Genomic DNA, 22,987 nt, shown 5'->3' with positions numbered 1-22,987 from the left:
CACATCGGGTATTGCAAATTGGCGGGATGACTTGCCCGGCGTGCGACGTGTCGACGCCGCTGTTCGGCGGTACCGTCCCGATCGCCAACGACCGGTTGATCGGCGAGACCGGCAACGCGCTGATTCCCGCGTATCACATGCTGGCCGCTGCGCAACCGGGCTGATCCGCGCGCCGGCGGCGCCCGGCTGTCCATCAACGGCATCCATTGCATCACCCGCCGTCCGGCGACGGACAGCGGGCGACGCAGGTCGGGCGGCTGAAGCCGCGGCGGGATTGTTGTCGCCCGGACAACACGATGTGCACACGTGCAGCGCTGTTGGCGTGTATCGGCCGTCACTACAATCGCTGACACGCTCTACCGGAATCCGGGCGAACCGAAGCGCGCGACCTTCACGATCGCGCTCGCGAACCGCGCCGTGCCGCGCGGCTCAATCCACTCGACGAACAGGACTACTGAACATGAACGCACCACTCCGCAACGTCCAGCCGGTTACCGACCGCCTGGGAAAAGAAGGTTCGGGCGAGCTCGTTCCCTCCCGCTACGCCGTGCGCATCGGCGATGTCGATGTCGTGCTGATCAGCGACGGCGTGCTGCCGCTGCCGACTTCCACCATGTCCACCAACGTGAGCGAGGCGGAGCGCAACGCCTGGTTCGACGGGCGTTTCCTGCAACGCGACCGATTCGACTGGGCGCTCAACATCGCGCTCGTGCGCAGTGCCGATCGGCTGATCCTGATCGATTCGGGCGTGGGTGACGGCTTCGAATACTTTACGCGCGCCGGGCGATCGGTGATGCGTCTGGAATCGGCCGGTATCGACCTGGCCGCGATCACCGACATCGTGATAACGCACATGCACATGGATCACGTCGGCGGGCTGAACACCGACGGCGTCAAGGCCCGGCTGCGCCCCGACGTACGCATTCACGTATCGGCCGCCGAAATGGCGTTCTGGAAGAATCCGGACTTCAGCAAGACGGTGATGCCGGAAACCATACCGCCCGCACTGCGCAAGGCGGCGGCCAGGTTCGTGACGCTCTACGGCGAAAACATCGTGACGTTCGATCGGACCGTGGAAGTCGCAACCGGCGTGACGGCGCGCGTGACGGGCGGACATACGCCCGGGCACTGCGTGGTCGACGTCGCGTCGAACGGGGAAAAGCTGACGTTCGCGGGCGACGCGATCTTCGAAGTCAACTTCGACCATCCCGACTGGCAAAACGGCTTCGAGCACGATCCCGAAGCGGCTGTCGACGTGCGCATCGCATTGTTCAACGAAGCCGCCGACACCGGTGCGCTGCTGGCCGCCGCACATGTCGCGTTCCCTTCCATCGGCCATGTTGCGAGGGACGGCAGCGGCTTCCGCTTCGTTCCCGTCGTGTGGGACTACTGATCGAGGATCGGCGGCCGGTGCGTGCTGCGGCAACGCGTCGGCGGTCCTCCCGAGCGGCACCACCATAAAAAAGCGCCGCCGCATCTCATGCGGCGGCATCACGTCACGCGCCAAAGCGCATCACGACCGCCCGAACCTCACGCGAGCGCCGACATGTTCCGCTCCGCGACCTCGTCCGCCGCCTCCTTCACGATACCGACGCTCTCGTCGGCTTCCGCACGCGTCACGAGCCGCTTGTCTCTCGACTCGATGCCGGGCACCGCGCCGATCGCGTCGCGCCAGCCCGCCGATACCTCGGTCTTTCCCGTCTCGATGTCTCCGTCGGGGCATCCGCCTCGTCGCTCGGCAAAACACCCTGAAAATATTGTCCCGGTGGAATCGCGCACGTCAGCAGGGCGCTGCGGGTCGAGTCGATGCGGGCAGTCAGGCCACCGGCGCGCACGGCATGTGCCGTGTCTTCCAAATCACCGGCACATCGGCCGGAATCGCATCGGTACGCAGTTGCGGCGGGACCGTCGCGAGCGTGAGACCGCGACCGGGAACCGCGTTCGTCGTGGGTTGTGGAAACGAAATCGGGTCGCGCCGTTCGCGCGGCGCGTCAAGCCAGCGTCGCCGTCGCCTGCATCGTCAGCCAGCCATCGCGATCCTTCGCCCACAGCTCGATCGTACTGCCGTCGTCCGACGGCTTGCCGCACAGCGTGAACGGCTCCCCGTCGAAGGTCGGGCGCACCGCGCGAAACGCAAAGCTCGCGAGCACCGCGTCCGGCCGTTCGCGATGCACGAGATCGACGAGCAGCGTCGCGATCAGCGGGCCGTGCACGACGAGCCCCGGATAGCCTTCTTCCTGCGTCACGTAGCTGCGGTCGTAGTGGATACGGTGACCATTGAAGGTCAGCGCCGAATAGCGGAACAGCATCACGGCGTCGGCCGTGACGGTGCGCGCCCACGTTTCACCAGTGGGCGCCGCGACCGGCTTCTGCGCCGGCGCGCCCGGCTGCTGCGCGTCTCGATAGACGATGTCGTGCTCTTCCTCGATACACGGCACCCCATCGGATTCGATGCGGTGCTGCACCGTCACGAACACGAGCCGGCCGCTGCGGCCCGTCTTGTCCTCGATGTTCGCGATCGTCGATTCGCGCGTCGCGCGCCGCCCCGCGCGCAGCGGCGCGTGAAACGTCAGCCGGCCGCCGGCCCACATGCGGCGCGGCAGCGGCACGGGCGGCAGGAAGCCGCCGCGCTTCGGGTGGCCGTCGGGGCCGACTTCGGCCAGCGGCGCGATGGGCAGGAAATAGAGCCAGTGCCACATCGGCGGGACGACGTCGCCGGGCGACGGGCGGTCGAGCGTGGCGGCCAGCGCGTTGAGCGGGAACGCGGTGATGTCGTCGCCAAGCGTTTCGGTCTTGCCGAGCCACGCGTCGAGTGACGCGGGTGCGGCGGGCTGCGAGGATGAGTTCGACACTGACGGAGTCTCCGGTGCGTTGGCAAGGGCCCAAATATGCGCGCCGCACGGCGTTTCGCGAAGTCGGCATTCCCGAACCCGGGCTTCGAATTTGCTCGCCCCCTGCGGCCCTGCCGGTCCTGCGCGACGATTTTCGTCTGACCATTCGATACATTCGACAATATAGCCGCCTCGCGCGCCGCGTGCGATTCCTGGCGCGGACCTTACAGCTTGACCACCGCCGGCACGCTGCCTAAATTGGTTCTGACGGACCGGCCGCGCGACGAGCGACATGTCATCCGGGTGACAAGAAAACGATAGTTTGCTATCGAATGTTTTTACCCTATCATCTCGGCCATGACCAATCTGCACGACCTCCGCCTCGCCGTCAGCAGCCTGCTCGTGCTGTCCGCGCGCAAGTGGCGCCGCACCAGTGACGGCGTGCTGAACGCGTACAACGTGTCCGAGGCCTGCGCGACGCCGCTCCTGATCGCCGGCCGGCTCGGCGAAGGTGTACGGCAGGGCACGCTAGCCGAACACGTCGGGATCGAAGGGCCGTCGCTCGTGCGCCTGCTCGACCAGCTGTGCGCGGCCGGCCTTGCGCGCCGCGACGAGGATCCGCACGATCGTCGCGCGAAAACGATCTCGCTGACGGCCGCCGGCCGCGCCGTCACCGCGAGGATGGAAGAAGACCTGCGCACGCTGCGCGCTCAGGTGCTCAAGGGCGTGACGCGCACCGATCTCGAAACGACGCTGCGCGTGCTCGAAGCGTTCAACGCGTCCGAGTCGCACCCGCCCGCCTCGCGTATCTCCCCCGCCGACGACACCGCGTCATGACCTATCCGAGCCTCCGCGACTGGCTGTTCTCGGGCAAGACGTTCGCCGCGTCGATGCTGGCGCTGTACCTCGGCCTGTATTTCCAGCTGCCGCGCCCGTACTGGGCGATGGCGAGCGTCTACATCGTGTCGAACCCGTTCGTCGGCGCGACGCGCTCGAAGGCGCTGTACCGCGCGCTCGGCACCGCGCTCGGCGCAGCCGCCGCGATCTTCTTCGTGCCGCCATTCGTCGAGACGCCGCTCCTGTTCAGCATCATCGTCGCGACCTGGTGCGGCACGCTGCTCTACCTCGCGATCTCCGACCGCACCGCGCGCAGCTACGTGTTCATGCTCGCCGGCTATACGATGCCGCTGATCGCGCTGCCGACCGTGACCGACCCGTCCACCGTGTTCGACGTCGCGATCGCGCGAACCGAGGAAATCGTGCTCGGCATCGTCTGCGCGAGCGTGGTCGGCAGCACCGTGTTTCCGAACCGGCTCGCGCCGACGCTGATCGAACGCACCGACGCGTGGTTCAAGGACGCCGCGTTTTACGGTCGCGAGACGCTGTCCGGGCAAATCGCCGGCAAGGCGTTGTCGGCATGCCGCCAACGGCTCGCCGCGACGATCACCGGCCTCGAATTCCTGCTGAGCCAGCTGAGTTACGACCATGCGCACCCGCGCATCCTTGCCCGCGCGCAGGCGCTCGCGGGCCGCATGCAGTTGTTCCTGCCGCTGATGTCGTCGCTCGCCGATCCCTTGATCGCGCTGATGCGCGACCTGCACGTGCGCCCGCCCGCTCTCGATGCGCTGCTGGCCGATGCCGCGAAATGGTTCGACGCACCGCTGCCGTCCGTGAAGGCCGACGGCGACATGGCCCACGACGCGGTCGCGGACAACCTGCGCGAGCGCATCGCCGCGCTGCAGCCCGCCGACAGCGCCCTGGCGAGCTGGGAGGGCGCACTGCTGTCGAACGCGCTGTGGCGGCTGCGCCAGGTCGTCGACATCTGGCAGGACTGCCGTTCGCTGCGTGCGCTGATCGCGAACGAATCGGGTGTGTGGCAGCCGCGCTACCGGCACTGGCGGCTCGGCGGCACCGAACGCTTCTTCGATCGCGGGATGATGCTGTTCTCGACGCTGACCGTCGTGTTCGCGATCGTGTTCGCGTGCTGGCTGTGGATCTCGTCCGGCTGGCACGACGGTGCGGCGGCCGTCACGCTCGTGGCCGTGTCGTGCAGCTTCTTCGCCGCGCTCGACGAACCGGCGCCGCTGGTGTTCAAGTTCTTCCTGTCGACCGCCGCGAGCGTCGTGTTCGCGGGCCTGTACCTGTTCGTCGTGCTGCCGCACGTGCACGATTTCGCGATGCTCGTGCTGATGTTCGCGGGCCCGTTCATCCTGATCGGCACGCTGCTGCCGCGCCCGCAGTTCAACATGGTGACGATGCTCGTCGCCGTGAACACGGCGACCTTCATCAGCATCCAGAGCGCGTACGAAGCCGATTTCTTCGTGTTCCTGAACAGCAACCTCGCGGGTGTCGCCGGGCTGCTGTTCGCGTACGTGTGGACGCGGGCGACGCGGCCGTTCGGCGCGGAGCTCGCGGTGCGGCGCCTGTTGCGCTCGGGCTGGGAAGACGTCGCGCGCTCCGCGTCGACGCAGCCGCTCGACGACCAGCGCAACCACGCATCGCGGATGCTCGACCGCGTCACGCAGCTGCTGCCGCGCCTGGGCGCATCCGACGATCACCGCCACCCGTCGATCGAGAGCTTCCGCGACCTGCGCATCGCACTGAACGCGCTCGACCTGCGCCGCTCGCGCCGTCGCCTGTCGGGCGACGTACCCGACGCGATCGATCGCGTCCTCGCCGGCGTCACCGATCACTACGCGCGCTGCGCGGCCGCGAACGCGCGCCAGCCGGCACCGCCCGCGCTGCTCGCGACGATCGACGACGCACTGCACCGCGTGGGCGGCCGCGGCCTGCCGGGTGCCTCGCCGGCCGAGGGCGGCACCGCGCCTGCCGCCCCTGCCACGCACCGCCGGCTGCGCGACACGCTGCACGCGCTCGTCGGGCTGCGTCTGTCGCTGTATCCGGCCGCTGCCGGCCAGGCGCCTCGGGCCTCGGACGGAGCACGCGCATGATCCGGCTTTCCAACCCGTCCTTCCGACCGCGACCATGATCGGCGAAATCGACATCTTCGGCGTATTCGTGCCGGCCCCGCTCGTGCTGATGCTGATCGCCTACCTGATCAACATCGTCGTGCGCGCCGTGCTCGAGCGCGTCGGCTTCTACCGCCTCGTCTGGCACCGTTCGATCTTCGACCTCGGCATCTACGTGTTCGTGCTTGCCGCCGTCGTCATCGCTTCCCACCATCTCGTGGCTTCCTAACGTGAAAAAAACCTGGCTCTCGGCAGGGCAAATCCTGCTCACCCTGATCGTCGTCGTCGTGGCCGGCCTCGTGCTGTGGCGGATCATCAACTACTACATGTTCTCGCCGTGGACACGCGACGGGCACGTGCGCGCCGACGTGATCCAGGTCGCGCCGGACGTGGCGGGCCTCATCACGTCGGTGCAGGTCGCCGACAACCAGGAGGTCAAGCGCGGCCAGGTGCTGTTCGTGATCGACCAGGCGCGCTACACGCTCGCGGAACGGCTCGCCGAAGCGACGCTCGCGCAGCGCCGCGCGACACTGGCCCAGGCGAAGCGCGAATACGCGCGCAACCTGCAGCTCGGCAACCTGGTCGCGAGCGAGCAGGTCGAGGAAAGCCGCACGCGCGTCGAACAAGGCGAAGCCAGCGTCGCCGACGCACAGGTATCGCTCGACACCGCGAAGCTGAACCTGCAGCGCACGACGATCGTGAGTCCCGTGGACGGCTACCTGAACGACCGCGCGCCGCGTGTCGGCGAATACGTGCCGGCCGGCCGCGCGGTCCTGTCGGTCGTGGACCGCCATTCGTTCCGTGTCGACGGCTACTTCGAGGAAACCAAGCTGCGCGGCATCCATATCGGCCAGCCGGTCGACATCATCGTGATGGGCGAGCCGCATGCGCTGCGCGGCCACGTGCAGAGCATCGTCGCCGCGATCGAGGATCGCGACCGCACGCAGGGCGCGAACCTGCTGCCGAACGTGAACCCGGCGTTCAGCTGGGTGCGGCTCGCACAGCGCGTGCCGGTGCGCGTCGTACTCGACGAAGTGCCCGACGATTTCCGGATGATCGCCGGCCGTACCGCGACCGTGTCGATGCGCGACGCCGACACGCGCCGAAACGACAACACAAAACCGGCTGCCGGTGCCGGCTCGGCCACGGCACCGGTCACCGCGGCGTCCGGGGCCGCCGCCGGCGCGGCGGGAGCATCGCAATGAACCGGCACGGTCTGCGCGTCGCGGCCGCACTCGCGCCGCTTGCGCTCGCACTCGGCGCATGCAAATCCGTCGGCCCCGATTACACGCTGCCGCAGCAGGCGTACGTGAATGCGCCGCTCGCGAACCATGCGCTCGACGACGCGAACGGAACGCTCGTGTCGCGCGACGCGGTGCCCGGCAACTGGTGGCAGCTGTACGACGACCCCGTGCTCGACGCACTGGTGCGCGATGCGCTGAAGTCGAACACCGACCTGCGCGTCGCCGCGGCCAACCTCGCGCGGTCGCGCGCGGCGCTGGAAGTCGCGAGCCAGCAGGGCGGGTTCTCGGGCGGCGCCGAAGCCGCGGTGCAGCGCGCGCAGGAATCGGCCGAGCAATACCTGCTCGAGAACAAGCTGCCGGTTGTCAACGAAGGCGCGGTCGGCATCAACGTGTCGTACGAGCTCGACCTGTTCGGCAAGCTGCGGCGCGGCGTCGAAGCCGCACGCGCGGACAGCGAGGCCGTCAAGGCGGCCGGCGACCTGGCGCGCATCACCGTCGTCGCCGACGTCGTGCGCGCGTACGTCGAATCGTGCTCGGCCGGCGACGAGCTGGCGATCGCGAGGCAGTCGCTCGCGCTGCAGAAGCAGCGCGTCGCGCTGTCGCAGCGGCTGCGCGATGCCGGGCGCGGCAACCAAACCGACGTGACGCGCGGCGTGACGCAGGTGCGCACGCTCGCGGCCGACATCCCGCGCTTCGAAGGGCGCCGCAAGGTCGCGCAATACCAGCTCGCCGCACTGCTCGCGCGCGCGCCGGCCGACCTGCCGAAGGCCGTCGTCGAATGCGAACGGCTGCCGAAGCTGCGTCAGCCGATTCCGATCGGCGACGGTGCCGCGCTGCTGCGCCGCCGCCCCGACGTACGCGAAGCCGAGCGGCAGCTCGCCGCCGCGACCGCGCGGATCGGCGTCGCGACCGCGGCGCTGTATCCGTCGATCAGCATCGGTGCGTCGGCCGGCTCGGTCGGCGTCGCCGCCGACCTGTTCTCGTCCACCACGAATCGCTGGTCGTTCGGCCCGCTGATCAGCTGGTCGTTCCCCGTCAACGGCCAGCGCGCCCGCGTGCGCGAAGCCGAGGCGTCGACGGGCGGCGCGCTCGCGCATTTCGACGGCGTCGTGCTGAACGCGCTGCGCGAAACACAGTCGAGCCTCGCGACCTATGCGGCCGACGTGCAACGTACGGACGCCTTGCGCACCGCGTACGAGTCGGCCCGCAATTCCGCCGACGAAACCCATCGTCTCTATGCGGCCGGCCGCGAGTCGTTCCTCTCCGATCTCGACGCGACGCGCACGCTGACGAGCGTGAAGGCGCAGGTTGCGGCGGCCGAAGGCCAGGTCGCGGCCGATCAGGTGCGGCTCTTCCTCGCGCTGGGCGGCGGGTGGGACGGCGACGGTACGGCGGCCGCGCGCGGCAGCGCCCCCGCCGCCGCGCGTGCCGCCGCAACGATCAAGGACGGCGAGTCGCCACGGTAGCGTCATCGCCTTCAATACATCACCCCGGTGCGGCAAAACGCACCGCGGTGGCGGGTTTTACTGATTCGCGCCATAGCATCCGGATGGCGACGCGTCCCTGCGTTGACGGTAGACTGGGCGATGCATTTCCATTCATCCGCGGCTGCCGATCCGGCAGCCGCCTTCATTCGGAGAGTCATCATGCGAACCAGTGCCCGCAACCATTTCGCCGGCCAGGTCGGCGCCGTCAAGCCCGGTGCCGTCAACGACGAAATCACGCTGCACACGCAGGACGGCCTCGACATCGTCGCCGTGATCACCCACGGCAGCGCGGCTTCGCTGGGCCTCGCGGCGGGCACGAAGGCGTTCGCGCTCGTCAAGGCATCGTCGGTCATCGTGATGGTCGACGTCGACAGCAGCAAGGTATCGGCGCGCAACTGCGTCGCGGGCACCGTCGCGACGGTCACGAAGGGCGCGGTCAATTCGGAAGTCGTGATCAAGACCGCGGGCGGCGCCGAGATCGTCGCGATCGTCACCAATGACAGCGTCGATCGCCTCGGCCTCGCGAGCGGCTCGGCCGCATCCGCGATCTTCAAGGCATCGAGCGTGATCGTCGGCGTCGAGTGAGCGCGTGACGGTCGCGACGGAGCACCGCCCAGTGCCGCGCGTTCGCGCGGCCCGGCTGCCATCCGGCGGCATGCGATGACAGCCGCGCTCGATCCCGCGCGGGAAAGCGCGCTGCACGCGCTCCGATCGGCGGCCGCGCATGCCGACACGCCCGACGCACGGCTGTTCGGCGTGCTCATCGCGGCTCGCGCGTGCCGCAACGAACTCTCGCTGCTGGGGCTGTCCCCCGACCATCTCTGGCGCGATCTCGGGCTCGACGGGCGCGACGCGGTATCCGCGATGCTCGATCGTTATTTCCCCGCGCTGGCCGCGCGCAACGTCACCCACCTGCGCTGGAAGAAATTCCTCGCACTGGAAGTGGCGGCCTCGCTCGGCGCGCCGCCGGGCCCCGCACCGGGGTGCCCGGGCTGCGAAGATTTCGGTTTCTGCTTTCCTCGCGCGCGATAGCCATCGCGTCGACCAGCCTGTCCACTTGCGTCATCGACGTCATGAACCAGTGCGCGACACGCATCCCATAAACGGTCACCTGGCGGCGCATGTTGTCCGCCGTCCATGACCGCGGTCAATGTCGATGCCGGTGATGAATGTCCGGAAAGTGCGCGTGACTGTGCGTGATCGGTAAATGCACGTGCGAATGCGAGTGCGGCTCGTTGCCGTCGTACGCAAAATCGTGCGTGTGCTGGTGATGTTCGTCGTGCCGGTGCCGGTGCGCATGCTCGAGTCGCTCGTGCTCGTGCATGTGCTCATGCCGCTCGCGCACGTGCAGCCAGATACCGAATGCCATCAATGCGGCGGCGACCCAGAACGTTGCCGGCGGCAGCGCAGGCCAGATCAGCAGCGACAGCACGACGCCGAACAGCGGCGCGATCGAGAAATACGCACCGGTCCGCGCGCTGCCGAGATGGCGCAGCGCGACGACGAACAACACCAGGCTGATCCCGTAGCCGCCGAGCCCCGTCAGCATCGCAGCGGCCGTGACCGGTACGGCAGGCAGCGGCGCGCCGGTCGCCAGCGCAATGCCGATGTTCACGGGCCCCGCGATCAGCCCCTTGACGCACGCGATGACCATCGCGTCGTTCGCGGCGACCTTGCGGGTCAGGTTGTTGTCGATCGCCCAGCACAGGCAGGCGCCGACGATCAGCAACGCACCGACCGGCACGCCGGCCCGACCCGGCACCCACGACAGCAGCGTGCCGCCGGCGACGATCGCGACCATGCCGAGAAACACCTGCGTATCCACGTTCTCGCGAAACACGACCCATGCGATGACGGCCGTCAGTACGCCTTCGAGATTGAGCAGCAGCGCACTGGTCGCCGCCGGCGTGCTCGACAGCCCGAGCATCAGCAACGCCGGGCCGGCCACACCGCCCGCCACGATCGCACCGGCCAGCCACGGCAGGTCGGCGCGCTGCAGCGGCGCGGCATCCGCGGCCGGTGCGCGGCGGTTGTGCAGCCTGCGCAGCAGGATCCCGATGCCGAGCCCGACCCCGCTGCCAAGATAGAACAGGCCGGCGACCATGAACGGCGACATCGCGCCGATCAGCGCCTTGGCGAGCGGTGTTGCCGCGCCGAACAGCGCGGCGGCCGTGAGTGCGACCAGAATCGCGGAATGTCTCGGGTTCATGATCCGGTTTGAATGGACGTTGAAAATCGGTGGACGCGACTCCGGATCGCGTGGGCGCGGGTTTCCCGCACCTTTCGAAATGCAAGCTGCGTCGTGCAATCAGGAGCCTGTCGGGATTATCGCGCGTCGCCCTGTCGCGATGCGCCCGACCAGATCGCTCACGTCCCGGCCGGCGATTCCGATATTGCTATTTCAGGAAACCGAATTATCAAGCGACGACGCCAATAAATTAAGGTATGCAAATCGTTTTCCTGGAAATGGAAAAGCATGCAGTCCCGATTGACGAGCGTGCCTCGTCCGGTTGCATTGCCTGGTTGACGCGGGATAGGTAGGTGCTGGCCGGCAAGCGCCGGGGGAGGCAGTCCTGACCTGCCTCCGTCGAGGCAGGTCAGTCCGTCGTGTCATGCGCCGCGTGCGACATGCATGCGGGTACGCGCCGTGCGGCGGACGGCGGTGGCGTTACTCGTTGCCCGCCACTTGCTGCTCGACCTGCGGCGTAGCGTCGGTCTGAACTTCTGCTGCATCCGCCGCCTGCGGTGCAGTCGCGGCCTCGGCCTGCTGCTCGGCCTTCGGCGGCTGCTGTGCGCCCTTGGCCGCTTGCGCGGCGCCCTTGCCGGGACGGCGCGACTTCAGCCGGCGTGCCCGTGCCGCGTCCTCATGCGTGACGCGCCCTGCTTCGTTACCCTGCAGGTCGACGCGCACCGCGTCTTCGACGAGGCACGACCAGTAACGGTTGCCGCGGCACCACGTCGACATGGCTTCGCGCAGCTCGGCCTCGGTGAGGCCAACGGCCTGAGCTTCGCGCGCCAGGTCGTCCCAGATGCCGACCTTGAGCGGCACTTTGGGGGCCGGATTCTTCGGGAACGCGCTCGGAAACTTCCGCTGCAGTTTGCCGATCGCGACGATGACCGGATCGACCGGTGCCGACGGCTTGGCCGAAGCGGGCTTCGCGCGATGCGGTGCCTTCGCACCGGCCCCGGCCTTGGCGCCAGCGCCCGGTTTGGCACCGCGGGACGGCCGGTCGCCCGACGTCGGCTTTGCGCCGGTGTCCGCCGGTGCTGCCGGCCGCTTCGCGTTGCGCTCCTGCTTGGCCTTCGCTGCGAGCTGCGCCCGCAATTCGGCAAGTTGTTCAAAACCCATAAATTCAATCCACCAGGAATATAAGGTGTGGTTCGTGCGGCCATGCCGCGCGGCTCGAAAGCTCGCCGCCGTGCGGGCGGCCCGTCTGCCGCCGATGCGGGACACTATGGGGCCGCATCGCGCACGCCACGCTGTTTTCAGGCACCCGGCCACGATGCCGGACAAGGCAGGGGTGGAAGTATACCGGTACGCGCGGTGGCCGGTTGACTCGCCGGTCTGCATTTGCCCGCCCCCGGAGGCCGGAAAGGCGTCCGCGCGGTCATGTTGCGCATTATATGGATACGCTCCCGGATGTCACGCCATTCGAGGACGTCGCGGAAATCGGGCCGAAGCCCGGCCCGGCTTCGGCAGCGGCCCGCCTCTCCCGTGCGGCATTCCGCGTGACGCGCGTCCTGTCAACGTCACGCGACAGGCCGTCCGACAGCCCACGGCCGCACCGGACGCCCCCTCGATTCGTTGCGTTCGCATCGATCTCGTCGTGTACGAAGATGCCGGAAAATGCGTAGTATGGCCGGATTGACGTCGTCGGCAGCGCATCTCGGTCCGTTTCGCTGCACGCCCGATCAACCGGCGATGTTCTCCTTTGCCTGCGAAAAGAACCGGTTGTACGAAACGGAGCGGATACATGGTTCCCCGACACGACATCGCGCACGACGGCATCACGCGCGAGGAAATTCACCATCGGCACATCGACATGCGCGGCTATCGGCGCAGCGACGGCCTGTTCGAAGTGACGGCCTGCCTCGCGGACCGCAAGACCAGCGATTTCACGCCACCGGGCGGTACGCGAACGGTCGCGGCGCTGTCGCCGATCCACGACCTCGGCGTGACGCTCGTCTTCGACGCCGACATGGTCGTTCGCGCGGTATCCACGTTCATTCGCTCGCATCCCTATGCGCAGTGTCCGGGCGGCGGCGACTCGCTGCAGGCGCTCGTCGGCCTGAGCATCGGCGCCGGCTGGAACAGCGAGGTTCGCAAGCGCCTGCCGTCCTGCGACACGTGCACGCACTTGAAGGAATTGCTCGGCCCGATCGCCACCACCGCCTATCAGACGATGGTCGGCATGCGGCGCTCGTCGCTGGACTACCGCGACAGCGAAGGAAAGCCGCTCAAGATCGACAGCTGCCACGCGTACAGCGCCTCGCGCGATCTCGTGAAACGTCTTTGGCCCGAATACCATCGGCCTTCGTCAACGGCAAAAGACGGCTAGGGTTTCGGTATTCGACCGGTTGTACGTCCGCACGACCCGCGCCGCAAATCGCCACAACCACAACGCCGTCAAAAGACGCCCAGCGCGAGTCCCGCGGCAAGACCCGCACCCAGTTCCGCGCAGCGTGTGAGATCGTCGCCGTCGATCGTCTTCGCCGCGAGGATGCGCTCCGTTGTCTGCGCGTGGGTACAGACGATCAGGCCGGGCGCCACGTTCTTCAGCCGCCATCCGGTCGCGATCCGGTCGATCTGGCGCAACGCGTTCTGTCCGTCGCTTCCCGCGCAGATCATTGCCGCATACGGACGGCCGTTCACGCGATCGAGCGCCGCGTAGTAGCAGCGGTCGAAGAAGTCCTTCATCAGCCCGGACATCGCCGCGAGATTCTCCGGCGTCGCGAACAGGTATGCGTCGGCGGCCAGCACGTCATCCGCGCTCGTCGCATCCGCGCGCTGCAGCCTGACGTCGATGCCGGGTTGCTCGCGCGCCGCGCCGGCAGCCGCTTCGGCCATCTGTTGCGTGCCCCCGGTCATCGTGTGATAGACGATCAACAGCGTCTTCATGGGTAGTTGCTCGCGTTCGGCTTCGGGTGCGCCGGCTTCGCTGTGCGCAGGGCATCCCGACGCACGGTCAGTCCGGTGTGGCGCGCACGGCATCGCCGTCATCCGGCCGCGCGTAGTACGCGAGAAACATGTCGGCCGCGGACTCCGCGACTTTCCGTTGCTCCTGCGCCGTGAGCGGCGGCTGACCCATCGTGATCTGCGGCCAGAACGCAAATGCCTTCACGACGCCATGCAACTGGTGCGCGGCGAACACCGGATCGGTGACCGACAGGCGGCCGGCCGCCGCGGCCGCACGCACCCAGACCGTCACGTCTTCCTCGCGCTCGCCGAGACGCTCGACCATGTCGCGCGCGCGATCCGGCGAATGGATCGCCGCGCCGATCGCCACGCGCGCGAGTGCCAGAAACGCTTCATCGTTCAGCAAGCGCAACTTGCGGTCCAGCAACGCGAGCAGTTGCTCGCGCAGCGGCACGTCGGCGCGATAGGTCGGCGAGCTGCCGGTCTGCGTCGCTTCCCACAGCTTGTGCAGGATCGCCGCGAACAGCGTTTCCTTGCCCGGGAAGTGGTTGTAGACCGTGCGCTTCGAGACGTCCGCGCGCGCAGCGATACGATCCATGCTGGTCGCGTCGTAGCCTGCCGCGAGAAATTCCTCGATCGCCGCATCGACGATGGCCACGCGCTTTCGATCGGTCAGGCGCAAGGGGGGAGTGCTGGTTTCCATACGAAAATTTTACACCGGGCAGTTTACTTATCCAAAAAATAAACTACACTGTTTAGTGTACTTTATTCTCCGGACGCCCCGACATGACATCGCCTCTCGTTCTGATTCACCGTATTCTGGGTTTCGCCGCCGCCCGGCGCGGCCGCGCGCTGTCCGGCGGGTCGCCGCAGCACAACGGCGAGCGTTTCACCAATGTCGCGCCGCGTCCTGTCGAAGGATTCAGCAAGACACTCGGGATCGCGTGGAACATGCTGGTCAACAAGCCGCGCAACACGGTACCCACCGGCCCCGTGCCCGTCGATACGCTGACTCGCGCGACGCTCGATGCCGCCCCCGATCGCAGCCTGTACCGGCTCGGCCATTCGACGCTGCTGCTCAAGCTGCGCGGCGAATTCTGGCTGACCGATCCCGTATTCGCCGAGCGTGCGTCGCCGTTCCGACGCATCGGCCCCAAGCGCTTTCATGCCCCGCCGATCGCGCTTGACGATCTCCCGCCGCTGCGCGGTGTGATCCTCTCGCATGATCACTACGATCACCTCGACCGCGATACGGTGCTGGCGCTTGCCGCAACCACCGATGTGTTCGTGACCACGCTGGGCGTCGGCGACCGCCTGATCGAATGGGGCATCGACGCAAGGAAAGTTCGTCAGCTCGACTGGTGGCAGAGTGTCGATGTGGCCGGCCTGACGTTGACGGCGACACCCGCGCAGCACTTTTCCGGGCGCAGCCTGTTCGACGGCAACAGCACGCTGTGGGCGTCGTGGGTCATCGTCGACGACGACCTGCGCATGTTCTTCAGCGGCGACACCGGTTACTTCGACGGGTTCCGGACGATCGGCGAGCGCCTCGGACCGTTCGACGTGACGCTGATCGAAACAGGCGCCTATGATGCGCAATGGCCGTACGTGCACATGCAGCCGGAAGAAACCGTGCAGGCGCATATCGATTTGCGCGGACGCTGGCTGGTCCCGATCCATAACGGCACGTTCGATCTTGCAATGCATCGCTGGCAGGAACCGTTCGAGCGGGTCACGGCGCTGGCGCTCGTGCGTGGCATCGAGTTGTCGACGCCCAGGATCGGTGAGCGCCTCGATCTCGACGCACCGCATCGCGGCGAGCGGTGGTGGCGCACGGTCGACGAGCATGCGACGGCGCCGGCAACGAAATCGCGCCGCTGGCAACTTTGCGCGTCGCAGGCGACGAAGTAGCCGCTCCACCGATCGTTGCGCTTTCCGGCAATGCGGCCATGCCGCGATTCCGGATGGCGCATGCGTTGCCGGAGCATCTGCATATCGGCGGCCTGCCCGCCCCCGATTACCTGAATAGAGAAGTCATGCATCCGGCACCCGTCCAATATACCCCCGGCCAACGAGACGACGACGTCGCCGTCGCTTCATTCGACGGTGCAGATCAACGACCAGCCGGCCGCAGCCCCATGTGCGCTCTGCGGCAAACGCTCGCGGCACGTGTCTCGAAGTGGACCGAAGGCGCCGACCACGTCACCACGCCCATTCCGAACCTGAGCTTCCACCGCCGGGAAGCGCCGACTCAGCCGATGGACTGCATGGTCGAGCCGAGCTTCGGTCTTGTCGTTCAGGGCACGAAGCGGGTCATTCAGAGCGGCGACGCCTACATCTACGACGCCAACCGCTTTCTGATCACGTCGCTCGATTTGCCTGGTTCGACCCAGGTCATCGAGGCCAGCCACGAGAAGCCGTTTCTCGGGATCGGTCTCAAGCTCGATTTCCGTGTCCTGACGGAATTGATGATGCAGGTCGCACCAGATCGCGACGAAGCCCCCGTGGGCCGCGGCCTCGTCGTCGGCGACATGACCGAATCGCTGTACGATGCACTGAACCGCTTGCTGGCGTTACTGGACGACCCGAACGCCATTCCCGTTCTCGCCCCGTATGTCGAGCGGGAAATCTACTATCGCCTGCTGACGAGCGACCAGGGCGTTCGTCTGCGTCAGATCGCGTCTGCCGGCAGCCAGGGCAACCGCGTGTCACGTGCGATCCGGTGGTTGCGTGCCCACTATGACGAGTCGCTGCGAGTCGACGATCTCGCAGCGCAAGTCCAGATGAGCAGTTCGACGTTCCATCACCACTTCCGCCAGCTCACGGGCATGAGTCCGCTGCAGTACCAGAAATGGATTCGGCTCAACGAGGCACGTCGGCTGATGCTGTCCGAGCGACTCGACGCCGCATCGGCATCGTTCAGGGTCGGGTATGCGAGCCCGACCCAGTTCAATCGGGAATACAGCCGGTTGTTCGGCAATTCACCACGGCGAGATATCGATAACCTGCGCGGCGGGATGGATGTCGTTCTGTCGATCGCAGCAAGTTATTGATCGCGGGCAATGATGGGGGGAGAAGAGAGGCGGGTGCTCCGTTTTGGCCGAATCCGCGGAACACCAGTATCGGCTTCACCCGTATTTGATTGAGCCGGTTGAATCGGGGGAGCGCGACAGAATGCGCGCGTCGTGCCCACTCAGGATCAAATTGCTCAACATCTGTCCGGGGAACTCTCTTGGCTGTCTTGCGCGTGACAACGATCGCGCTCGCGGGAGGCGCATCCTGCACCCATAGCCGGACCCGTGGCGGACTCGCGGTCACTCACCCCTTTCTGAAGGTATCTGGGCTTCCCCTCCCAACAACCGCGGTGCCTGTTTCAGCATTCTGGTCCTTGGGCGCATATGCCCATCTACCGACTTCTCTCGAGGCGCCACGCATCACCAAATCGTGCGACTGACATGACGCGTTGTCACGTGACAACTCGCGTTGAATATCAGCACTGCGCGTCGGGCCAGAGTGTCGACATGATCTCAAGCTGACCACGACTAGCAACGAATCCGCCGCCCGCAGGCCTGGGTCACCCAAAAGCATTTCATCAACCACAAATTACGTATCAAAAGATACATTTTGTATCGATCATCTGTGCATCGATGGCAACGGCAGACGGAAACGCCATGCGCCCCATTTCCACGAGCCATTTCGTTCATTTTGCGTGAAACAACATGAAGAATGTGGCGCAAGCCATTGCCAGACAAGGATTTCCAAGAATACCCCGTTTCTCGAAAATGTTTCACGACACGATCCGCCTGCGTTGTCACGCGCCGTTTGGCGCGTGAATTCTCACCTATTCAGCCGGTTTCTCGGTGTCGCGGTCGCAGATGCGCGCCGGGATGCATTGACGGCAACACCGGCGTTCGACGAGACCACACCCCTCCCCTGCCGACTGGCGGACGAAACGAAACCACGTAGAGCCCCCCAAATAAATGGGGACATATCACTGACATTCGATACACCTGCAACGGATCCATATTATTCCAGGCAGTCCCAAGGACTCATGCAAGGGCAAGTGCGCGTTTGAGCAGGGAGTCAGCAGCGGTTCGTTCAGAGCGATAAGCCGCTCTCCATAACTCGCCATCCTCAGGCGCTTGCTCACGGTGATACCTGAGCGGCTTCTCTCGATCAATCCATCAAGCGGCCAAGTCAGGAGTTTTGGTTGTCACGTGACAACTCGCCTCATCAGATAGTCGAGCAAGGTCAAGAGCCGAATATCGGATACAGAAATGGAATAGTCGAGGGTCGACACCAGGGCCTGGTCAGAAACCTCCTGGCGATGTACCGCGATGCCCGGGACCGATTTCCAGCGACTTGTCACGTGACAACTGGATGCTTCTTCGATGTCCAAGATCCTAACCAATCGAAATCGCTACGAGTAAAGCGAGAGATGGAGATCTGTCGCGGCAGCCGGTTTTCACGCTGCGTCTTATCGTCGACATGAAACCGAGCAAATCTTTTCCTGGCTCTAGTGATCGCATTGATGAAGCGATCGAAAGTTATATTTTTACTGGAACATGTTTGTTGATAGTAAATAGACCATTTGGTCTACTTGTCACGTGACAACCACATAGACCGTCAAGATATGCATTGCATCGAATGCTTTTCTGGACATTTTGCCAATAACTACATATATTACGCAAAACTCCTTGGAGGAATTTAATGGCTTTCAAGATCGCCGTCAGTAATCAAAAAGGTGGGACTGGGAAGACAACCATCTCCGTCAACATCGCGGCCGCGTTCGAGGCCGGCGGCAACAAAGTCGCGTTGATCGATGCCGACCCTCAAGGCACATCTGTCCGCTGGGTCACGAGTGGCGAGAACACCCTGCCGATGACGGTCCTTTCGCTGGCGCCCGCCGGCCGCGGCATTGGTGGCGAGATCAAGAAGCAGGACGCGAACTTCGACGTGATCGTCGTCGACTGTCCCGGCAACCTCGAAGATCCGCGCATCGCATCCGTCCTTGAAGTCGCCGACTTTTGCCTGGTGCCGCTGTCGCCGTCGCCGGCCGACCTGTACAGCACCGTCGCGATGATCCGTATGATCGAATCGATGCGCGCCGTTCGAAACCCTAATCTTTCTTCCGCATTAATGCTGAATAGCGTCAATGGAAAAACTAAAATGCGTGAAGAAATTTTAAAAATTCTAAGGGCTGAAGAAATAGGGGAGCATCTGCTCGACAGCCAGATCGCGCAACGCGAGGTCTATCGTCAGACATTCGCGCTCGGCACCACGATCCACCACCACAATCGATACCTGAAGGGCCTGAAAGAGGCCCGCGCGGAAATCGAAAAGCTGGTCACGGAAATGGCCCAATACATCGCGTCGACGCGCGCTACCGGAGCCGCCCATGGCTAAGGACACTTCGAAAGACAAGAAACCCACCGGCAACCTGCACCTCGCTGCCGGCCTGTTGCGCGGACTCGCGCAGGAAAATGCGGCCCTCGAAACGCGGCTGCCCGAACCCGCGGCCGTTGCAAATGTTGCCGCCGAGGCGACGCCTGCTGGCACGCCCCCCGCAGTCACGCCCGCCGGGACGCCGGATCTTGGCGCACCTCAGAAGGTGCTGGTCAAGGACTGCATCCCGAATCCGTTCAACCCGCGCGTGTTCTACTCGGAGTCGAGCCTGCACGAACTCGCGCTGACGTTGAAACGGGAAGGGCAGATCGAGCCGATCAAGGTCACGCGGCTTCCCGAGTTTCCCGGCAAGCTCGTCGTGATCGACGGGCAACGCCGGCTGCGGGCGACGAGCATCAACGGCGACGAGACCATCAACGCCACGTTCCGCACGGACCACACGCCCGAGCAGCTCTATACGATCGCGTATCGCGCGAACCACGACCACGAACGCCAGACGATCTTCGACGACGCGGTTGCGTGGAAGCGCCTCCTCGACGAAAAGGTCTTTTCCGACCAGAACACGCTGGCGGAAAAGATCGGCAAGGACAAGGCATCGATCAGCAAGACGCTGTCGCTCAACGCACTGCCCAACACGCTGCTGGAGCGGATGGCCGGCGCGAACGACGTGGTCGGCCTGCAGGCGGCGTACTTTCTGAAGCTGATTTTCGAACGCCTGGGCGAACCGACGGCCGACCGGCTGCTGACGGCCGTGATCGACCGGAAAAAATCGGTCCGCGATCTCGAGAATTTCCTGCGTGCGCAGAGCGACGGCAACAAGAAAACGGGCCGCACGCGCTACAGCGTCCGTCACGACTTCACGCTCGAATCGCGCGCGATCGGCCAGTTGAAGACCTACCCGGACGGCCGTCTCGATCTGCAGCTCAAGGGCGTCGACGCGTCCCATCAGGAGGCGCTTGCCGACCAGCTCAAGATCGTCATCGATGCTTACGTCGCCGAGCTGGCGACGGCCGCGCAAAAGTAACTAACGCGCCCAAAGCAGAAGGCCTCGCATCCGCGTTGCACCGCGAAGCCGGACGACCGCAAAGTCCGGCGCGCGATGCAGCTCGGCTGCGAGGCCTGGATCAGTTGCCTGCGAGACTGCTTTTGAGCAGGAATTCCAGCAGGTCGTCCGAGGTCGGTTCGCCCCAGGTATCCAGTGCCAGCCATCGGAAGAAGCTGGTCTGCGCGAGCTTGCTCGCCTTCTTCTTCGGCGACAGCGTCAGGTCCTTCGAGCCCACTACCGTCTCGTTGTAGCGTTCGAGCAGCTTGGTCTGGTCATCGATCTCCAGTTCGCGGAAATACGCGCCGGCTTCCTCGACCTTCGCCGCCAGATACTTGTCGCGAATCTGCTCCTGCTTGCTCTGCGCGGATTCCTTCGCCGGTGCGACCGCCTCGGTTCCCTGCCCGTCAGCCAGCGTATAGCCGTGCGTCAGCGCCTTGCGGAAATACGCGGCCACGTTGTCGACCGGCGCCGCATTCTTCTTCGTTGTCCGATTGAGCGTATAGGCGATCGCCGCCTTGATGCGCTGCACGCCGTATTGCGTGATCAGCCGGCGCGCTTCCGAACGCGGAATGCCGAACTTGGCGACTTCCTCGACCAGCGCTTCGTTCTTGACGTCGCCGTCTTCCACCGTATCGGCGCTCTGCTTGCGCGTCACCTTGAACTGCACGGCTTCCACGCTGCGGCCGGACTTGTGTTCGATCAGCTCGAGCGTGTGATCCGATACTTCGTTCACCTCCTGAATGCACGGCACCAGGACCTTGCTCTTGAACAGCTTGTATTCCTTGTACGACTGCGACGCCTTGTCCTGGCCGAGAATGAGGTCACGGAATTTCGGCAGCGGGATCTTTGCGGTGATGCCGATCCCTTCGTAGCGCACCGTGTTTTCCCACAGGGCGAGCGAGTGCGACCGCCGGAATTCGCGAGCGATCCGCATATCGATCAGCGCGTAGATTTCGGGGTTCAGCAGTTCGCTGCGAATCTGGTCCGAGAAACTGTACTTCAGCACCGATTGCTCGAGCTCCGCGCCGGCGAGCAGGCCCGACGCTTTCCAGACCGTCGAACGGTCCGCGGCCAGGTAGTCCCAGTTGACGACGGTACTGATCAGCGAGTTGACCGTGTCCTTCACGTACTTCGTGTTGTTGCTGTTCAGCCCGCTTTCGTGCGAAAGCGACGCGATCGAGATCGAGAAGCTGGTCCGGCCAGGCTCGAACGCCTCCTGCCGAAGTGCGTTCTTGATCAGCGAGCTGAACATCTTGCGCTGCTGCAGCCCGATCTTTCCGGACTTGGGCGCGATATGGATCGCCTGGACCGCCTTGCGCAGCAAGTCGGGAGGCTCGGGTGTCTGAAACAGTGAAACCTGTTTGTCTGAGCCTTTGCTTGCGGGCTTGCGCGGCATCGTGATGTCCGGATAAGGTGACCTTGTTGATAGCAGACTTTATACCTTTTCTCGTCCGGGAGCAACGTCATTGCTCCAGTATCACTTTCACTATCACGTCTAACTATCAGATAAAAAAGGGGAAATTTCGATTATTTGGTTTGCAAGGAGCCCCATATCCATCTACCTTTGGAAAAAAATGCTTCCCAAAAGCCGCTACCTTTCGTGTCCGGACACCGAAACCCGGCACGAGATTTGCCCCCACGAAGGTAACCATCCATGGGAGACAATCGACCGCAATCGAGATCGTCGGCGGAATTCGTGGTGCCCTGCAACACAGCACGTTTTTCCTCCCATAACTTGCTACCTTCATCGATTCCCACAGGAGGGTACCTTTCAGCGTCATCGATTTCATTGTTTTCGATCCTGCCGGCGGAAATCGCTCCCATAAATGGCAACCTGCCGTTTCCCCCATAGCAGGTAACCTTTATGCTCCAACGATCCAGTCCATGGGAAAGGTTTCCGGAACACCACGGTGAATTTTAGCCAATCGACCCGAGCAGGTTCCCATAAAAAGGTACCTTCGAGATGCCCCATAACTGGCTACCCAAAGAAAATCTCTGTGCATCGAGGGACTCATGGATCGAGAAAAACGCCCCATAAAAGGCTACCCTCAAGCACCCCCATAGACGACTACCCTGCGCGATTTACGACCGCTTTCCCATAACCGGGTACGCTCGCCCCATATCCACAACCCCCAATCCCCACAACTCGGTACCCCATTCCCCAAATCCACAGACCTGAAACCCCAGACCCTTCCACCTGTGCTCCCATAAATGGGTACCGAACACGGCTCAAACCCTTGTGGCACAAGGCTGTGAGCCGTCTAAAAGTAGTTAAAGAAGTAAACGTGGTTTACAAAAGATGTAAACACACGTGTGCTCCCACAGAAAGACGAACCCCATAAACCGCTACCTACGGTAGCCGTCTGTGGTACGGAAAACGCGCGGAACGACTGATCCAGCCGTGCAGAACCTGAGATTGGGACCCTGTCCTGCGAGGGTTTCAGGCCCGACAAGGCTTTCCGGAGGGGTGAGTGCCTACTCACAAACGCCGAAACGTAGAAACCTATGGGAGGAAACCACGAGGAAATCCTCCGATTCGGCGTACAGGTTCCCGTTTATGGGATCGACGAATCCACTTCCTGATTACCCGCGCACTTGCGTTTGGCCGACAGAGCAGGTCCGTGGCCACCGCGGTGGCCGTCTTCGGAATCGCCGGCAGCAGTTCGAAATCATCGTGGATTGCGGGCGAGTGGATTTTTGTCCTCGTGATCCCGCGTCCGTGGACAACTTTTTACCGGTCGCCAGCCGGCATGTTTCGAACAAATTCAGCCTGTGGACTGTGCGCAGAGGCAATCGTCCCGGACTGCGTGTCCACGCGGCGGCCTCCCGATTTTCTACCTTTGGACCAACCGAGCCGTCGCACTGTGG

The 22,987-nt window shown here is 64.6% G+C and carries 20 protein-coding genes; 13 read left to right on the top strand and 7 right to left on the bottom strand.

Going from position 1 to position 22,987, the window contains the following annotated elements; all coding sequences use genetic code 11:
* The first annotated feature begins 460 nt into the window (after positions 1 to 460).
* A complete protein-coding gene (locus WJ12_RS19010) occupies positions 461 to 1,393 on the top strand; it encodes an MBL fold metallo-hydrolase (RefSeq protein ID WP_069245779.1) in 933 nt (310 codons plus the stop codon).
* 137 nt (positions 1,394 to 1,530) lie between these two features.
* On the opposite strand, the gene WJ12_RS35980 is transcribed toward WJ12_RS19010, so the two are convergent.
* A complete protein-coding gene (locus WJ12_RS35980; RefSeq protein WP_156810499.1) occupies positions 1,531 to 1,779 on the bottom strand; it encodes a hypothetical protein in 249 nt (82 codons plus the stop codon).
* A gap of 212 nt (positions 1,780 to 1,991) precedes the next feature.
* Positions 1,992 to 2,852, bottom strand: a complete 861-nt coding sequence (locus tag WJ12_RS19005; protein ID WP_069245778.1) for an HTD2 family dehydratase — start codon at positions 2,850 to 2,852, stop codon at positions 1,992 to 1,994.
* Positions 2,853 to 3,188: 336 nt separating this feature from the next.
* On the opposite strand from WJ12_RS19005, the gene WJ12_RS19000 reads away from it, so the two are divergent.
* From WJ12_RS19000 to WJ12_RS18970, 7 genes are all read left to right on the top strand, one after another.
* A complete protein-coding gene (locus WJ12_RS19000; protein WP_034191735.1) occupies positions 3,189 to 3,668 on the top strand; it encodes a MarR family winged helix-turn-helix transcriptional regulator in 480 nt (159 codons plus the stop codon).
* Positions 3,665 to 5,782: an FUSC family protein gene (locus tag WJ12_RS18995; protein WP_069245777.1), complete on the top strand. Its 2,118-nt coding sequence runs from the start codon at positions 3,665 to 3,667 to the stop codon at positions 5,780 to 5,782. Before WJ12_RS19000 ends, WJ12_RS18995 begins: the two co-directional genes overlap by 4 nt.
* A 34-nt stretch (positions 5,783 to 5,816) precedes the next feature.
* Positions 5,817 to 6,029: a DUF1656 domain-containing protein gene (locus WJ12_RS18990; protein WP_034191733.1), complete on the top strand. Its 213-nt coding sequence runs from the start codon at positions 5,817 to 5,819 to the stop codon at positions 6,027 to 6,029.
* Position 6,030: 1 nt separating this feature from the next.
* The gene (locus WJ12_RS18985; RefSeq protein ID WP_069245776.1) at positions 6,031 to 7,005 is read left to right on the top strand and encodes an efflux RND transporter periplasmic adaptor subunit; all 975 of its coding nucleotides are present in this window, start codon (positions 6,031 to 6,033) and stop codon (positions 7,003 to 7,005) included.
* The gene (locus WJ12_RS18980) at positions 7,002 to 8,510 is read left to right on the top strand and encodes an efflux transporter outer membrane subunit (protein ID WP_069245775.1); all 1,509 of its coding nucleotides are present in this window, start codon (positions 7,002 to 7,004) and stop codon (positions 8,508 to 8,510) included. Before WJ12_RS18985 ends, WJ12_RS18980 begins: the two co-directional genes overlap by 4 nt.
* A gap of 180 nt (positions 8,511 to 8,690) precedes the next feature.
* On the top strand, positions 8,691 to 9,116 hold the full coding sequence (locus WJ12_RS18975) for a TOBE domain-containing protein (protein ID WP_049033629.1): 426 nt from the start codon (positions 8,691 to 8,693) through the stop codon (positions 9,114 to 9,116).
* 75 nt (positions 9,117 to 9,191) lie between these two features.
* Positions 9,192 to 9,563: a nitrogen fixation protein NifQ gene (locus tag WJ12_RS18970; protein WP_059561933.1), complete on the top strand. Its 372-nt coding sequence runs from the start codon at positions 9,192 to 9,194 to the stop codon at positions 9,561 to 9,563.
* Between the two features lie 115 nt (positions 9,564 to 9,678).
* Here the strand turns inward: WJ12_RS18970 and WJ12_RS18965 are convergent, their stop codons facing one another.
* Both WJ12_RS18965 and WJ12_RS18960 read right to left on the bottom strand, forming a co-directional pair.
* Positions 9,679 to 10,740 carry a DMT family transporter gene (locus WJ12_RS18965; RefSeq protein WP_034191728.1) on the bottom strand — a complete coding sequence of 354 codons (1,062 nt, stop codon included), beginning with the start codon at positions 10,738 to 10,740 and terminating at the stop codon, positions 9,679 to 9,681.
* A gap of 459 nt (positions 10,741 to 11,199) precedes the next feature.
* Positions 11,200 to 11,880: a ProQ/FinO family protein gene (locus tag WJ12_RS18960; protein WP_059561929.1), complete on the bottom strand. Its 681-nt coding sequence runs from the start codon at positions 11,878 to 11,880 to the stop codon at positions 11,200 to 11,202.
* A 625-nt stretch (positions 11,881 to 12,505) separates the two neighbouring features.
* Here WJ12_RS18960 and WJ12_RS18955 point away from each other — a divergent pair.
* Positions 12,506 to 13,090 (top strand): DUF2889 domain-containing protein, encoded by a 585-nt coding sequence (locus WJ12_RS18955; RefSeq protein ID WP_034191726.1) that lies wholly within the window; start codon positions 12,506 to 12,508, stop codon positions 13,088 to 13,090.
* Between the two features lie 68 nt (positions 13,091 to 13,158).
* On the opposite strand, the gene WJ12_RS18950 is transcribed toward WJ12_RS18955, so the two are convergent.
* Together WJ12_RS18950 and WJ12_RS18945 are read right to left on the bottom strand one after the other, a co-directional pair.
* Positions 13,159 to 13,650, bottom strand: coding sequence for a flavodoxin family protein (locus tag WJ12_RS18950; protein ID WP_059561926.1), 492 nt, complete (start codon positions 13,648 to 13,650; stop codon positions 13,159 to 13,161).
* Positions 13,651 to 13,717: 67 nt separating this feature from the next.
* Positions 13,718 to 14,371 (bottom strand): TetR/AcrR family transcriptional regulator, encoded by a 654-nt coding sequence (locus WJ12_RS18945; RefSeq protein ID WP_059561923.1) that lies wholly within the window; start codon positions 14,369 to 14,371, stop codon positions 13,718 to 13,720.
* An 83-nt stretch (positions 14,372 to 14,454) separates the two neighbouring features.
* Between WJ12_RS18945 and WJ12_RS18940 the strand changes: the two genes are divergently transcribed.
* The 4 genes from WJ12_RS18940 to WJ12_RS18920 all read left to right on the top strand — a co-directional run bounded on the left by WJ12_RS18940 (position 14,455) and on the right by WJ12_RS18920 (position 20,098).
* Complete coding sequence (locus tag WJ12_RS18940; protein ID WP_069245774.1) at positions 14,455 to 15,579, top strand: MBL fold metallo-hydrolase; 1,125 nt, start codon at positions 14,455 to 14,457, stop codon at positions 15,577 to 15,579.
* 125 nt (positions 15,580 to 15,704) lie between these two features.
* Entirely contained in the window at positions 15,705 to 16,721 is a 1,017-nt protein-coding gene (locus WJ12_RS18935) for an AraC family transcriptional regulator (RefSeq protein WP_059561952.1), read from the top strand.
* 1,657 nt (positions 16,722 to 18,378) lie between these two features.
* Positions 18,379 to 19,074: a ParA family protein gene (locus WJ12_RS18925; RefSeq protein WP_031398033.1), complete on the top strand. Its 696-nt coding sequence runs from the start codon at positions 18,379 to 18,381 to the stop codon at positions 19,072 to 19,074.
* On the top strand, positions 19,067 to 20,098 hold the full coding sequence (locus WJ12_RS18920; RefSeq protein ID WP_059561917.1) for a ParB/RepB/Spo0J family partition protein: 1,032 nt from the start codon (positions 19,067 to 19,069) through the stop codon (positions 20,096 to 20,098). The genes WJ12_RS18925 and WJ12_RS18920 overlap by 8 nt, the downstream gene beginning before the upstream one ends.
* A 100-nt stretch (positions 20,099 to 20,198) precedes the next feature.
* Here WJ12_RS18920 and WJ12_RS18915 read toward each other — a convergent pair whose 3' ends face one another.
* Complete coding sequence (locus WJ12_RS18915; RefSeq protein ID WP_034191720.1) at positions 20,199 to 21,515, bottom strand: replication initiation protein; 1,317 nt, start codon at positions 21,513 to 21,515, stop codon at positions 20,199 to 20,201.
* Positions 21,516 to 22,987 lie beyond the last annotated feature (1,472 nt).

It is taken from the genome of Burkholderia seminalis, from assembly GCF_001718535.1.
Taxonomy (GTDB): Bacteria; Pseudomonadota; Gammaproteobacteria; order Burkholderiales; family Burkholderiaceae; genus Burkholderia; species Burkholderia seminalis.
Note: the sequence above shows the minus strand (reverse complement) of the source record. Positions and strands in the feature narration are given on the sequence as shown.